Here is a 15,268-nt window from a genome sequence, read left to right as displayed (position 1 = left end):
TGCTCCCAAGGATTCGCTCCCTTGCCGCCTTGATACAACTTGAATGATCTTGTGTATTAAAAGCGAAATATACCCTACCTTGCGGGCGATAAAAAAGCAGAGCGTTTAAATGTACTATCGCATCTGATTACGTAATGCCTGCGGGCTGATACCAAATCGTTTTTGAAAGTGGTAACGCAAAGAGTTTGCGCTACCGAACCCGGTTTGCTGCGCTATTTGCTCAATACTGATATGGGACGTACTGAGCGCCTGCTGCGCACGGTTTAGCCGTTCATTCATCAGCCAACGTGCCGGTGTAAGCCCCGTTGACTCCTGAAATCGCCGCATCAGCGTTCGGGGACTCATACCAACCTGGCTGGCCAGAGCGTCAAGGGTGTGCTTCTGGGCGATATTGTTATGTAACCAGTCAAGTAAAAGACCAAAACGCTGGCTTTCCCGACTACGGGCCACAGGACGCAGTTGTTGCTGAGTCTGGCTGCCATCCCTGTGGGGTTGCAGCACCAGGCGACGGGCCACGTTATTGGCAATATCAAGTCCAAAATCACTACGCACCACATGCAAACATAAATCAATTCCTGCCGCGCTGCCTGCCGAAGTGAGTACGTCATGTTCACCGACATACAGGACATCTTCCACGACGCTGATTGCAGGAAAGCGTCGCTGGAGTTCGCTGACGTAACGCCAGTGTGTTGTCGCCTTACGACCATCCAGCAAACCTGCCGCAGCCAGAACAAATACACCAGAACAGATAGAGATGACTCGGCAACCGCGTTGATGTGCAGCGCGAAGTGCAACGCATAATGCTTCCGGAACTGGCGAGCTCACGTCACGCCAGCCAGGAATGACGATAGTGTCCGCTTCCTGAAGCAATTCATACCCACCATCAACAACGATACGAACCCCGCCAGTTGCCCTTAATTCACCTTGATCAACGGAAGCTACGGCAAAACGATACCAACGATCGCCCAACTCAGGTCGCGGAAGCCCAAAAACTTCCACTGCGACGCCAAACTCAAAAGTACATAGCCCGTCATAAGCGAGTGCAACGACCAACGGGCGAGAAGATGTTGTCATGATCCTGGCGGAATCTGTCATGGTCAGAGGGTGTTTCGAGGTTAAATTTTTGATGAGATAAGAGGTAACACAACAACTGATTTCACCACAAGAGAAAACAACACTATGAGTACCGTAACAGATATTCCAGCCGCTTCACCTGCACAAGCCATAGCCCATTTCCAGCAACGTCTGAGTATGGAGACGGATTGTTCTGACGTACATTGCGCAATGGCTGCTGGCGACAAAGATTTTGTACTGCTACATGTGGTGGGTAGCGCAGAGAGTTTTTCCCTTTGCCATATTCCTGGCGCGATTCATCTTCCTCATCGTCTGATAAATACGGAGTCCCTAAACAAATGGTCCCACGACACACTGTTTGTCGTCTATTGCGCTGGCCCACACTGTAACGGGGCCGATCGCGCGGCGCTGAAGTTGGCGCAGCTAGGTCGACCGGTGAAAATAATGATTGGTGGTATTAAAGGCTGGGAGGACGAAGGACTGGCGTTTGCCACGACGCAAAAGGACGCTGTTTCAATAGCTTGATCGTTGTTAAGTCTGAACGGGCTTTTCCGACATGGGGTTGTGATTAACCCGTTCCGCTTTTCACCACTGTAGCATGCAGGCCCACTACGTATTATTGCGAGGCGCTTTCCAGGCCTCATCTCCAACATCGTGAGCCATATCAGTAAGGCGTTAGGCTGATAGTGGTAGCATTAGCGCGGTTTGTAATTTTCTGATTACATGGAGAAATGATGGAACTGCTTTTATTAAGTAACTCGACGCTGCCGGGCAAAGGCTGGATGGAACATGCGCTGCCACTGATCGCAGAGCAATTGAATGGTCGCCGCACGGCGGTGTTTATTCCGTTCGCTGGCGTGACGCAAACCTGGGATGAGTACACGGCGAAAACGGCAGCCATCTTTGCACCAATGGGTGTAAACGTTACGGGCATTCATTCCGTTGCCGATCCGATTACCGCCATTGAAAACGCAGAGCTGGTGATTGTCGGCGGGGGTAACACCTTCCAGTTGCTGAAAGAAAGCCGCGAGCGCGGACTGCTGGCACCGATTGTGGATGTCGTCAAACGCGGTGCACTGTATATCGGCTGGAGCGCGGGCTCTAACCTTGCCTGCCAGACCATCCGCACCACCAACGACATGCCGATTGTCGATCCAAAAGGCTTTGATGCGCTGGGTCTTTTCCCGCTGCAGATTAACCCGCACTTCACCAACGCGCTGCCGGAAGGCCATAAAGGCGAAACGCGTGAACAGCGTATTCGCGAACTGCTGGTGGTGGCGCCAGAGCTGACAGTAATAGGCTTGCCGGAAGGTAACTGGATTAAGGTGAGTAACGGTCAATCCGTGCTCGGCGGCCCGAACACCACATATATCTTTAAAGCGGGTGAAGAGGCGGTTGCCGTTGAAGCAGGCCACTGCTTTTAGTTGATTTGTTGTCTGATGCCGGATGGCGGCGTAAACGCCTTATCCGGCCTACAAGGCTGACGACAACATTGACGGTTATCCGTAGGCCCGGAAAGCATCAGCGCCACCGGGCAACATTTCACCTGTCCTCGTTAGTAATCATCCCGCTCATCGTCTTCATCCGGCTGTTCCAGCACGCTGTAAGCCACAGAGCAAAACAGCGAGTTCAGACGCTGCATGTCACCCAGCAGCGCCAGGTGCAAGGAGCTGGTCTCGATGCTCTGTACGTTCTGCTGATGCAGACGGTCAACGTGCGCATGCGAATAACGGCGGTTGAGAATACGGAATCGGTGCTTGCTGCGGCGCAGACGACGGGCGCTGGTCACATCTCCGGAGAAGAACACCGACATCGCCAGTTGCAGATTGCTGAGCAACTGATCGTAGAGCGCATCCAGCTCTTTCAGCCCTTCTACCGAGAATGCCCGGCGGGCGGCCAGCGACTTATCGGCTATCTCGCTGCCCATACGTTCGACAATATCGGAAGCTTGCTCGAGGTTGAGCGACATTTCGATAATCTCCGCCCAACGGCGTGATTCCTCTTCCGCCAGCTCATCCTTTGGCATCCGCGCCAGATAGAGCTTAATTGCGGTATACAGCACGTTGATGTCGTCCGCCATCCTGCGCAGCTCTTTCTCTTCACGCGGCTCGCCGTGCATCACCTTCTTCAGCCCGTCCATCATCTGCTCCATCGCGTCGCCAATGCGCAAAGCTTCACGGGCGGCATTGGCCAGAGCGAGCGTTGGCGTATCCAGCGCGCTGACGTCCAGATGTTTGGGTTTCAGATGTCCATCAAGCTCCGGCTCATCGCGGATGATGCGCTTACAAAAACGCGCCATCGGTTCGGCGAACGGTACCATCGCTACGCAGCGCACCAGGTTGTAGAAAACGTGGAAGTAGATAACCAGTTCCGATTTTGGCAGCGGCAGTTCATCCATCAGATTGGCCAGCGGATGAACGAACGGCAGGATAATCAGGCTGCCCACCAGCTTAAAAAGCAGGCTACCGAGCGCCACACGACGGGCGGCGGCGTTAGCGGCGCTGTTATTAAGCATCGCCAGCAGGCCGGAGCCAAGGTTGGCACCAATCACCAGACACAACGCCACCGGGAACGAAATAATCCCCGCGGCAGTCAGCGTGGCCGTCAGCAGCACCGCCGCCAGGCTGGAGTAACTGATAATCGCAAACATCGCGCCAATCAGCGCATCGAGCATGATATCGCCGGTCAGCGAGGCGAAAATAACCTGTACGCCGTTCGCCTGGGTGATCGGCGTTACCGCCTGCACAATCAACTCCAGCGCCAGTAAAATCAACCCCAGCCCAATGCCAACCCGCCCCAGTTGCCCCACGCGAGACTGTTTGCGACCGAGAAAGAAGATCACGCCGATAAAAATCAGCAGTGGCGACAGCCAGGAGAGATCGAAGGTCAGGATACGCGCCATCAGCGCGGTCCCCACGTCGGCGCCGAGTACAATCACCAGCGCAGGGGTAAGCGCCACGAGATCTTGTGCGACAAACGAAGTGACCAGCATGGTGGTGGCGTTGCTGCTTTGTACCAGCGCCGTCACGCCGATACCCGCACAAAAGGCGAGCGGCTTCTTTTCAACGCTACGGCTGAGAACGGTACGCAAGCGGGCGCCGAAGACACGCATCACGCCGGTACGCACAATATGCGTACCCCAAACCAGCATCGCGACGGCAGAAAGCAGGTGTAACAGAGTTAACACGGAATCAGGTTCTCCTTATCGTTATATGTTCCTGAGGTTCATAGCAATGACATACCGCCTGATGGCGCTACGCTTATCAGGCCTACAAAAATGTGCCATCCGGCAAGCACTACCGATGAACGTTCTTTCAGTATAAGGGTTTAAACGTAATAAAGAGACAGGGCACTCATTGAGTGCCCTGTTTGTTGTAAATAAAGATGACAGTTTTGTGAATTAGTCAGCGTCGTAGCCGAGGTTTGGCGCTAACCAACGTTCGACTTCCGCCACGCTCATGCCTTTACGTAAGGCATAATCTTCAACCTGATCGCGCTGGATTTGCGCCACGGCGTAGTACTTGCTGTCCGGATGACTGAAATACCAGCCAGAGACCGACGCGCCTGGCCACATGGCGAAGGATTCGGTGAGCTTCATCCCGGTGTGCGCCTCTACGTCCAGCAGCTCCCAGATGGTGGCCTTTTCAGTGTGTTCCGGGCACGCCGGATAGCCCGGCGCTGGGCGGATTCCTTGGTAGTTTTCGCGGATCAGCTCCTCGTTACTGAGATTCTCATTCGCCGCATAGCCCCAGTAAACTTTACGCACGCGCTCGTGCAGATATTCCGCGAACGCTTCCGCCAGACGATCGGCTATCGCTTTCACCATAATCTTGTTGTAGTCGTCGTGCTGGGCTTCGAAGGCGTCCGCCAGCGCATCTTCCTCCAGACCGCCGGTAACCGCAAAGGCACCGATGTAATCCGCTTTGCCGCTCAGTTTCGGCGCAACAAAGTCAGACAGGCAGTAGTTGGCGAAACCGACTTTTTCCGTCTGCTGGCGCAGGTGATGACTCACGTTGATGACGTGCGTACGCGTCTCGTCACGGTAAATCTCGATGTCATCACCCACGCGGTTGGCCGGGAATAAACCCACCACGCCGCGCGGGTTCAGGGTCTTCTCAGCGCTGAGTTTATCCAGCATGTCGTTGGCGTCTTTGAACAGGCGCTTCGCCTCTTCTCCTACCACCTCATCTTCAAGAATGCGTGGATATTTCCCGGCCAGCGACCAGGTCATAAAGAACGGCGTCCAGTCAATGTAGTTGCGCAGCGTTTCGATGCTGGCTTCAACTTCCTGCACGCCCAGTCGGTGCGCCACCGGCGGCGTGTAGTTTTCCCAGTCGAAGGCCAGATCGTTTTCACGCGCGGCGGCCAGCGTCACCGGCGGGGTACGCGGTTTCTTGCGCGCATGCTGGATACGTACGGTTTCATACTCTTTACGCGTACGGGCGACAAAGTCATCACGCTGGGTGTCAGAGAGCAGCGCAGCCACGACGCCAACGGTACGCGAGGCGTTCTGCACGTAAACCGTCGGACCGCTGTAGTTCTGCTCAATTTTCACCGCGGTGTGCGCTTTTGAGGTGGTCGCGCCGCCAATCAGCAGTGGAATAGTGAAGCCCTGACGCTCCATCTCTTTCGCCACGTTGACCATTTCGTCCAGCGACGGGGTAATCAGCCCGGAAAGACCGATCAAGTCGGCATTCACTTCACGCGCCGTTCTGAGGATTTTCTCCGCGGGCACCATCACGCCAAGATCGACGATTTCGTAGTTGTTGCATTGCAGCACCACGCCGACGATGTTTTTGCCGATATCGTGCACATCGCCCTTCACGGTCGCGATGACCATCTTGCCATTGCTGGAGCCTTTCTCTTTGCTGGCCTCAATGTAGGGTTCGAGGTACGCCACCGCCTGCTTCATCACGCGGGCGGATTTCACCACCTGCGGCAGGAACATTTTGCCCTCACCGAACAGGTCGCCGACCACGTTCATGCCGTCCATCAGCGGTCCTTCAATAACCTCGATCGGGCGCGTAGCCTGCTGGCGCGCCTCTTCGGTATCCAGCTCAATAAACTCGGTAATACCTTTCACCAGCGAGTATTCGAGGCGCTTTTTCACGTCCCAGGTGCGCCACTCTGCCATCTGGGCATTCGCCGTGTCGTCGGTTTTACTGCCGCGATATTTCTCAGCCAGCTCCAGCAGTCGTTCAGTGCCATCGTCACGGCGGTTAAGGATCACATCTTCAACCGCATCTCGCAGCTCGGCGGGCAGGTCGTCGTAAATTGCCAGCTGTCCGGCGTTGACGATCCCCATGTCCATGCCGTTGCGAATGGCGTAGTAGAGGAATACCGCGTGAATGGCTTCACGTACCGGGTCGTTACCACGGAATGAGAATGAAACGTTAGAGACGCCGCCGGAGATCAGCGCATGCGGCAGTTCGCGTTTGATGTCTTCACAGGCGCCGATAAAGTCCTGTGCGTAGTTGTTGTGTTCATCAATACCGGTTGCGACGGCAAAGATGTTCGGATCGAAGATGATGTCTTCCGGCGGGAAGCCCACCTCTTCAGTTAGAATCTTGTAGGCGCGACGGCAAATCTCGATTTTACGCGCGCGAGTGTCGGCCTGCCCCTGCTCGTCAAAAGCCATCACCACCACGGCGGCACCGTAGCGGCGCAGCAGCTTCGCGTGATGGATAAAGATCTCAACACCCTCTTTCATCGAGATGGAGTTAACGATGCCTTTACCCTGAATGCACTTCAGCCCTTTTTCGATAACCTCCCATTTCGAGGAGTCGATCATAATCGGTACGCGGGCGATATCCGGCTCACCGGCGATCAGGTTGAGGAAACGCACCATTGCCGCTTCGGCGTCGAGCATCCCTTCATCCATGTTGATATCAATAATCTGCGCGCCGCTTTCCACCTGCTGGCGGGCGACATCCAGCGCTTCGCTGTATTTCTCTTCTTTGATCAGGCGCTTAAATTTCGCCGAACCGGTGACGTTGGTACGCTCGCCGACGTTCACAAACAGGCTGTCGTCGCCAATATTCAGCGGCTCAAGGCCGGACAGGCGGCAGGCAACCGGGATTTCCGGCAAGCGGCGCGGCGGCAAGCCATCCACCGCGCGGCTCATGGCGGCGATGTGTTCCGGAGTGGTGCCGCAGCAGCCGCCGACGATATTCAGGAAACCGGCCTCAGCCCACTCGCGAATCTGCGCCGCCATGGTGTCGGCATCGAGATCGTACTCACCGAAGGCGTTCGGCAGCCCGGCGTTCGGGTGCGCGGTGACGTAGCATTCGGCAATGCGCGACAGCTCCTGCACGTACTGGCGCAGCTCGTCCGGACCTAAGGCACAGTTCAGACCGAAGGTCAGCGCATCGGCGTGGCGCAGGGAGTTGTAGAACGCTTCGGTAGTCTGCCCAGAGAGCGTACGCCCGGAAGCATCGGTGATGGTGCCGGAGAGCATAATCGGTAGCTCAACGCCCAGCGCTTCGAATTCGGTTTTAACCGCGAAAATAGCGGCTTTAGCATTCAGGGTATCGAAGACGGTTTCAATCAGAATAAGATCACTGCCGCCTTCCACCAGCGCTTTGGTGGATTCACGGTAGGCGGCCACCAGCTGATCAAAGGTAATGTTGCGGTAAGCCGGATCGTTAACGTCAGGAGAGATAGACGCCGTACGGTTGGTTGGGCCGAGCACGCCCGCGACGTAGCGCGGTTTTTCCGGCGTGCGCGCCGTCCATTCGTCTGCCGCCGCACGCGCCAGCTTGGCCGCCGTAAAGTTGATTTCCGCCGACAGGGATTCCATCTGGTAATCCGCCATGGCGATAGTCGTGGAGTTAAAGGTGTTGGTTTCGATGATATCCGCGCCCGCCTCAAAGTAGGCGTTATGAATGGCGGCGATCACCTCCGGTTTGCTGAGCACCAACAGGTCGTTGTTGCCTTTCAGATCGCACGGCCAGTCGGCAAAGCGTTCGCCGCGGAAATCCTCTTCGCTCAGGCGATATCCTTGGATCATGGTGCCCATACCGCCGTCCAGCACCAGAATACGTTCATTTAACTGCTGACGTAATTGTTCTACTTTGCTGCTCACACTCGCTCCCGACAACGCTCAACCAGACCGAAAAAAACTCAACAGGCCATACTGGCACAAACCTGAGAGGCGGAAAAGAGAGCAACGACCAACATGAGACATGTTCAGCTTCACTCATCCGATCAGTACAGGAATTCTTGCATTATAATTGAATAAAACGAAAATGATTTCCACGATACAGAAAAGGAGTCTGCCATGGTTGCCACAATCCCCGCGAAACGCGGTAGAAAACCCGCCGCTGCTACTGCGCCTGCAACCGGGCAAGTTCAGTCTCTGACCCGCGGCCTGAAGCTATTGGAGTGGATTGCGGAATCCAACGGCAGCGTGGCGCTAACCGAGCTGGCGCAGCAGGCCGGCCTGCCAAACTCCACAACTCACCGTTTGTTGACCACCATGCAGCAGCAGGGTTTTGTCCGTCAGGTGGGCGAATTAGGCCACTGGGCCGTGGGCGCACATGCGTTCATCGTCGGCAGCAGCTTTTTACAAAGCCGTAATTTGCTGGCGATTGTTCATCCGATTCTGCGCAAGCTGATGGAAGACTCCGGTGAGACGGTAAACCTGGCCGTGCTGGATCAAAGCGACCATCAGGCCATTATTATCGACCAGGTGCAGTGCACCCAACTGATGCGCATGTCCGCGCCTATCGGCGGCAAACTGCCGATGCACGCCTCCGGCGCGGGTAAGGCGTTTTTATCCCAGTTGAGCGAAGAACAAGTGACTGGCCTGCTGCACCGCAAAGGCCTACATGCTTATACACACGCCACACTGGTGTCGCCAGTGCATCTGAAAGAGGATTTAGCCCAGACGCGCAAGCGCGGCTATTCCTTTGATGATGAGGAACATGCGCTGGGCCTGCGCTGTGTGGCGTCGTGCATTTATGACGAGCACCGCGAGCCGTTCGCCGCCATCTCCATTTCAGGGCCGATTTCGCGCATTACCGACGATCGCGTGACCGAGTTTGGTGCCATGGCGATCAAAGCGGCGAAAGAAGTGACGCTGGCTTACGGCGGTTTTCGCTAAGCAAAATGCCCCAAAGGGGCATTTTCGGTAGGCCTGATAAGCGCAGCGATCAGGCACGGCGTACATTGCCGGATGGCGGAGCAAGCGCCTTATCCGGTCTACGGTCAGTTTCATAACGCACGCTGAACCGCTGCCGACGACGGTAGGCGTAAACGTCTTCCACGTGCCCTTCACGGATCCGCGTTTGCAGACTCCGCCAGTAGTCGGCGCTGAACAGGTCGGCATGCATCTCTTCAAATAACGGCCCGATACGCGGGTCAGCACAAAGCCAGTGACGAAATTCTTCCGGGAAAACATCCCCCGGCGATACGCTGTACCACGGCTCAGCGCTCATCTCATCTTCCGGGTAGCGTGGCGGTGGGATATGGCGGAAATTCACCTCCGTCATGTAGCAAATTTCATCGTAATCGTAGAACACCACGTGCCCGTGACGGGTCACGCCGAAGTTCTTAAACAGCATATCGCCGGGGAAAATATTGGCGGCGGCCAGCTGACGAATAGCGTTGCCGTACTCTTCAATGGCATCGCGCAGTTGCTGACCTTCAACCTGCTCCAGCCAGATATTCAGCGGCACCATCCGTCGTTCGATATACAGATGGCGAATGACAATCTGATCGCCAAGATCGGTAATTTTTTCCGGGGCTTCCTGCAATAACAGCGCCATCAGCGCCGGATCGATTTGCCGTTTATCCAGCACAAAGTTCTCGAATTCCTGGGTATCAGCCATCCGTCCAACACGATCGTGCTCTTTGACCAGCTGATAACAGGCGCGGACGTGGGCGGCAGACATCTCTTTTTGCGGGGCAAATTTGTCTTTGATAATTTTGAATACCCGATCAAAGCCCGGCAGGGTAAACACCAGCATCACCATGCCGCGGATCCCCGGCGCTTCGATAAATTGCTCATCGCAATGGGCGAGATAGAGCAGATACTCGCGGTAACTTTCGGTCTTCGCGTGTTTCTGACAGCCAATCGCCATATACAATTCGGCGGTGGTTTTACCGGGCAGGATCTCGCGCAGCCACTCCACTAACGCCGCGGGCAGCGGAGCGTAAACCATAAAGTAAGAGCGGGCAAAGCCAAACACAATACTCGCCTCTGCTGTCGTGGTCAGACAGGTATCGACAAACAATTCGCCTTCGTCAGTTCGGTGGATTGGCAGTAAAAACGGCAGCGTCCCGGAAGGGGTAATCAGCTTCCCGACCAGCCAGGCGGCCTTGTTGCGATAAAACAGTTCGTTCGCCACCTGTAAATGGCAGCCCGGAAGTACATCCGCTCCCAAGGTTTCGGTCAGGTGTTCAATGATGTAGTGGATATCACGATGTTTGTTCTGCCACGGCAGGCGCAGGGGCAGATCGCTGAGGACGCGCGTTAGCAACCACTCCCAGCCGGTATCGGGAAAAAAGTCTTTCGCCAGCGGGCGTGGGATCGTGCGAAAACGGCGCTCTGGCTGGGAACTGAAAATAAACAGCCGCTCGGGAGTCAGCGAGCGGTGGTCAAATAACCGGCAGTAAACGGAGTTAAAGAAACTCTCCGCAATCTCGAAGCGTGGGTAATCCGGCAGAAGCCGGGTGTAATGCTCTTTCACGCGAAGTAAAAAATCCGCGTTGGTACTTTTGCCGTCAGTAATGCAGCGCAACTGCTCCACCACCAGACCTACGTGATGATCGTAAAGGTGAATACGGCTTTTCATCGCCTGCTGAACCGCATGCCAGTCGGCATGTTCAAAACGCTGCTGCGCGCCAGAGGTGACTTCCAGAAAACGCCCGTACTGGGCGTCAAAACCTTGCAAGATAGTCTGAGCAATCAGTAATTCCAGGCCACGCGTCATCGATTTCTCCCATCCGGCACAACATCATGCCGGATGGCGCGTTCGCTTATCCGGCCTACATCGATTCGTAGGCCCGGTAAGCGCAGCGCCACCGGGCATTCATCAAAACTGCGATTCTTCGGTCGAGCCGGTAAGCGCGGTCACCGAAGAAGCACCGCCCTGAATGATGGTGGTGACTTTATCGAAGTAGCCTGTCCCCACTTCCTGCTGATGAGATACGAAGGTGTAACCGTCTTTAGCCGCCGCAAATTCTGGCTGCTGGACCTTCTCAACATAGTGACGCATGCCTTCACCCTGCGCATAGGAGTGCGCGAGGTCGAACATGTTGAACCACATGCTGTGGATACCCGCCAGGGTAATGAACTGGTATTTGTACCCCATATCCGACAGCTGCTGCTGGAAGCTGGCAATGGTTTTGTCATCCAGGTTTTTCTGCCAGTTAAACGACGGCGAGCAGTTGTAGGCCAGCAGCTTGCCTGGGAATTTCGCGTGAATCGCATCGGCAAAACGCTTCGCCAGTTCGAGGTCCGGCGTGGAGGTTTCACACCACACCAGATCCGCATACGGTGCGTACGCCAGGCCACGACTGATCGCCTGCTCAATGCCCGCATGCGTGCGGTAGAAGCCTTCGCTGGTACGTTCGCCGGTGATGAACGCGCTGTCGTATGGGTCGCAATCAGACGTAATCAGATCGGCTGCGTCAGCATCGGTACGCGCAATCACCAACGTCGGGACGCCCATCACGTCGGCAGCCAGACGGGCTGCCACCAATTTCTGGATAGCTTCCTGGGTTGGCACCAGCACTTTGCCGCCCATGTGACCACATTTTTTCACCGATGCGAGCTGATCTTCGAAGTGAACGGCCGCTGCACCGGCCTCAATCATCGATTTCATCAGTTCAAACGCGTTCAGCACCCCGCCAAAGCCCGCTTCGGCATCGGCAACGATCGGCAGGAAATAATCTACATAGCGCGGATCGTTCGGCTCAATACCGGTTGACCACTGGATCTGATCGGCACGACGGAATGTGTTGTTGATCCTGTCCACCACCGCCGGGACAGAGTTCGCCGGATACAGCGACTGGTCCGGGTACATGCTGGATGCCAGGTTGGCATCTGCCGCCACCTGCCAGCCTGAAAGGTAGACCGCTTCAATACCGGCTTTCGCCTGCTGCAGCGCCTGACCGCCGGTCAGCGCGCCGAGGCTGTTGATATAACCTTTCTTCGATTCGCCGTGCAGCAGACGCCACATTTTTGCCGCGCCAAGCTGAGCCAGCGTGCATTCCGGGTTAACCGAGCCACGTAATTTCACCACTTCCTCCGCGCTATATGGACGGGTGATGCCTTCCCAGCGCGGTTGAGTCCATTCTTTCTGTAATTCTTCGATTTGTTGAGTACGGTTTTTCATATGCAGATGCTCCATATTGTTATGTGGTGGATTACGCCAGCAGGCGGTAGCCTGGCAGGGTCAAGAAATCGATCAGTTCATCAGAGGTAGTGATTTGCTCCATCAGGCGTGCGGCATCGTCAAAACGCCCGCTGCTGTAGCGGTGCTCGCCCAGCTCGTCCTGAATCACCAGCATCTCTTCGGCCAGCATCTGACGGAACAGCGGCTTGGTAACCGGCTTGCCGTTGCTGAGCGTCTTCTGGTGATGGATCCACTGCCAGATGGAGGTACGGGAGATTTCGGCGGTGGCTGCATCTTCCATCAGACCGTAAATCGGTACGCAGCCGTTACCGGAGATCCACGCTTCGATGTACTGCACCGCGACACGGATGTTGGCGCGCATACCTTCTTCAGTACGCTCACCTTCACAAGGTGCCAGCAGTTGTTCCGCGGTAATCGGCGCATCATCTTCACGGGTTACGAACAGCTGATTTTTGTTTTCACCGAGTACGTCGTTGAACACCGCCATAGCGGTATCTGCCAGTCCAGGATGGGCAATCCATGTGCCGTCATGACCGTTATTCGCTTCCAGCGCTTTGTCCGCTTTTACCTTGGTCAGAACCTGGTTGTTACGTTCCGCATCTTTGCTGGGAATGAACGCCGCCATACCGCCCATCGCGAACGCGCCGCGTTTATGACAGGTTTTAATCAGCAGACGTGAGTAGGCGCTCAGGAATGGCTTATCCATCGTCACCACCTGACGGTCCGGCAGCACGCGATCCGGATGGTTCTTCAGCGTTTTGATATAGCTGAAAATGTAGTCCCAGCGGCCACAGTTCAGGCCAACAATGTGGTCGCGCAGTGCGTGCAGGATTTCGTCCATCTGGAAAACGGCCGGCAGCGTTTCAATCAACAAGGTCGCTTTAATGGTGCCACGCGGCAGGTTAAAACGGTCCTCTGCATAGCTGAACACTTCGCTCCACCATGCCGCTTCTTGCCAGGCCTGCGTTTTGGGCAGATAGAAATAAGGGCCGCTGCCTTTTGCCAGCAACGTTTTGTAGTTGTGGAAGAAATAGAGGGCAAAGTCGAACAGACTGCCTGGGATAGATTCGCCACGCCAGGTGACGTGTTTTTCCGGCAGGTGCAGACCACGAACGCGACATACCAACAGGGCCGGGTTAGGTTTGAGCTGATAAATTTTACCCGCTTCATTGGTGTAGCTAATGGTGCCATTGATCGCATCGCGCAGGTTGATCTGCCCGTCGATAACTTTGCTCCACTCAGGAGCCAGCGAATCTTCAAAATCAGCCATAAAGACTTTGACGTTCGCGTTAAGCGCGTTGATGACCATCTTGCGCTCAACCGGCCCGGTAATCTCTACGCGGCGATCCAGTAAGTCATCAGGAATTCCGCGAATTTTCCAGTCACCTTCACGAATGGAAGCCGTTTCCGAAATAAAACCAGGCAACTTACCGTCATCAATATCCTGCTGCTGCTGGATACGTGCAGCCAGAAGTTTATTCCGCTTTGGCGTAAATCTTGTCACCAGTTCAGTCAGAAACTCCACCGCTTCAGCGGTCAGAATTTGCTGTTCCTGTTCGCCACGCGGCTTGGTGAAGACCAGTTCATCGGTTGTCGTTGCCTGTTGATTCATTGCGTAGTTCCTCGTCATTGATCCAAACACATCCCCAATGCGAACGAAGGATCGTTGTGCGGTTTTCGTTCAGCACAACTAAGACTACTCATTTAAATTTCAAAATCAAAAACAATTTCCATTTTTAATTTAATTATCAATTAACCTATTGATAACAATGTGAATTAAATTTAATTACACGATGAGCTGCATTTCGGAAATAAAAAAGGCACCCGAAGGTGCCTGATTCAACATGCTGAAACGCTTAAGGATCGTCTGCTACAGAAGATTAATCCAGCGTTGGATTCATGTGACGCAGATCATATGGCGTGATCTGGTAGACGTAATAGTTAAGCCAGTTGGTAAACAACAAATTGCCGTGGCTACGCCAGGTTGCCCGTGGTTTGTTTTGCGGATCATCTTTCGGGAAATAGTTATAGGGTACTTCCGGCGTTAAGCCCGCTTCGACGTCACGAAAATATTCGCTACCAAGCGTGTGCGCGTCATACTCTGGATGACCCGTCACAAAGGCAATGCGTTTATCTTTACTGGCGAACAGGTAGGCATCGCCCTCTTCCGTTTCGGCAAAAATCTCGAGATCGGTATAGTCGCGGATAAGCGCGGCTGGGAAATCAGCATAGCGTGAATGCGGGGCCAGGAACGCATCATCGAATCCACGCGTCAGCAGTGCATGAGGGTGCAGAATATGGTGCTCATAGACGCCGGAGAGTTTGTCCGTGCGGGTTTGCTTGGGAATTCCGTACAGGATATTCAACGCGGCTTGCACCGCCCAGCAGACAAATAGCGTCGAGGTAACATGATCTTTCGCCCATTCAAGCACTTGCTTAATCTGTGGCCAGTAAGCCACATCATTAAATTCAACCAGGCCCAACGGTGCGCCGGTCACGATCAATCCGTCAAAGTTCTGATCGCAGATATCCTCGAAATTACAGTAGAAATTATTCAGATGCTCCGTTGGGGTGTTGCGTGACTCGCGGGCATCGATGCGCAATAGCTGAACATCTACCTGTAGCGGTGAGTTAGAGAGTAAACGCAAGAACTGGTTTTCCGTTTCAATCTTCTTGGGCATCAGGTTGAGGATGAGCACCTTCAGTGGACGAATTTCCTGACCGGAAGCGCGGGATGTCGTCATCACAAAGACGTTTTCCTCACGCAAGAAATTGACGGCGGGTAGCTCGTCCTGCACGCGAATTGGCATAACCTGATAACCTCACAACAT

10 protein-coding genes are annotated in these 15,268 nt (G+C 54.7%); 3 read left to right on the top strand and 7 right to left on the bottom strand.

Annotation, left to right across the window (positions count from 1 at the left end; translation table 11 throughout):
- Window positions 1-114 precede the first annotated feature (114 nt).
- Window positions 115-1,095 (bottom strand): transcriptional regulator FtrA, encoded by a 981-nt coding sequence (ftrA, locus tag E1B03_RS02545; RefSeq protein ID WP_133085637.1) that lies wholly within the window; start codon window positions 1,093-1,095, stop codon window positions 115-117.
- Between the two features lie 84 nt (window positions 1,096-1,179).
- Here ftrA and E1B03_RS02540 point away from each other — a divergent pair, with 84 nt between their 5' ends.
- Window positions 1,180-1,599 (top strand): rhodanese-like domain-containing protein, encoded by a 420-nt coding sequence (locus E1B03_RS02540; protein ID WP_103771818.1) that lies wholly within the window; start codon window positions 1,180-1,182, stop codon window positions 1,597-1,599.
- Between the two features lie 209 nt (window positions 1,600-1,808).
- Window positions 1,809-2,498 carry a dipeptidase PepE gene (gene pepE / locus E1B03_RS02535; protein ID WP_133087186.1) on the top strand — a complete coding sequence of 230 codons (690 nt, stop codon included), beginning with the start codon at window positions 1,809-1,811 and terminating at the stop codon, window positions 2,496-2,498.
- A 131-nt stretch (window positions 2,499-2,629) separates the two neighbouring features.
- On the opposite strand, the gene E1B03_RS02530 is transcribed toward pepE, so the two are convergent.
- Complete coding sequence (locus E1B03_RS02530) at window positions 2,630-4,261, bottom strand: Na/Pi cotransporter family protein (RefSeq protein WP_103771817.1); 1,632 nt, start codon at window positions 4,259-4,261, stop codon at window positions 2,630-2,632.
- A gap of 213 nt (window positions 4,262-4,474) precedes the next feature.
- Window positions 4,475-8,158: a methionine synthase gene (gene metH, locus E1B03_RS02525; RefSeq protein WP_103771816.1), complete on the bottom strand. Its 3,684-nt coding sequence runs from the start codon at window positions 8,156-8,158 to the stop codon at window positions 4,475-4,477.
- Window positions 8,159-8,353: 195 nt separating this feature from the next.
- On the opposite strand from metH, the gene iclR reads away from it, so the two are divergent.
- On the top strand, window positions 8,354-9,178 hold the full coding sequence (iclR, locus tag E1B03_RS02520) for a glyoxylate bypass operon transcriptional repressor IclR (RefSeq protein WP_103771815.1): 825 nt from the start codon (window positions 8,354-8,356) through the stop codon (window positions 9,176-9,178).
- Between the two features lie 49 nt (window positions 9,179-9,227).
- Here the strand turns inward: iclR and aceK are convergent, their stop codons facing one another.
- The 4 genes from aceK to metA form a co-directional block, all read right to left on the bottom strand.
- Window positions 9,228-11,009 (bottom strand): bifunctional isocitrate dehydrogenase kinase/phosphatase, encoded by a 1,782-nt coding sequence (aceK, locus tag E1B03_RS02515; protein WP_133085636.1) that lies wholly within the window; start codon window positions 11,007-11,009, stop codon window positions 9,228-9,230.
- A 102-nt stretch (window positions 11,010-11,111) separates the two neighbouring features.
- Window positions 11,112-12,416, bottom strand: a complete 1,305-nt coding sequence (gene aceA, locus E1B03_RS02510) for an isocitrate lyase (protein ID WP_103771813.1) — start codon at window positions 12,414-12,416, stop codon at window positions 11,112-11,114.
- A gap of 31 nt (window positions 12,417-12,447) precedes the next feature.
- Window positions 12,448-14,049 (bottom strand): malate synthase A, encoded by a 1,602-nt coding sequence (gene aceB / locus E1B03_RS02505; RefSeq protein WP_103771812.1) that lies wholly within the window; start codon window positions 14,047-14,049, stop codon window positions 12,448-12,450.
- Window positions 14,050-14,317: 268 nt separating this feature from the next.
- Window positions 14,318-15,247, bottom strand: a complete 930-nt coding sequence (gene metA / locus E1B03_RS02500; protein ID WP_103771811.1) for a homoserine O-acetyltransferase MetA — start codon at window positions 15,245-15,247, stop codon at window positions 14,318-14,320.
- Between the last annotated feature and the right edge of the window lie 21 nt (window positions 15,248-15,268).

Source organism: Citrobacter arsenatis, from assembly GCF_004353845.1.
Classification (GTDB): Bacteria; Pseudomonadota; Gammaproteobacteria; order Enterobacterales; family Enterobacteriaceae; genus Citrobacter; species Citrobacter arsenatis.
The sequence above is the reverse complement of the archived record's forward strand: the minus strand, read 5'-3'. Positions and strand labels throughout refer to the sequence as shown.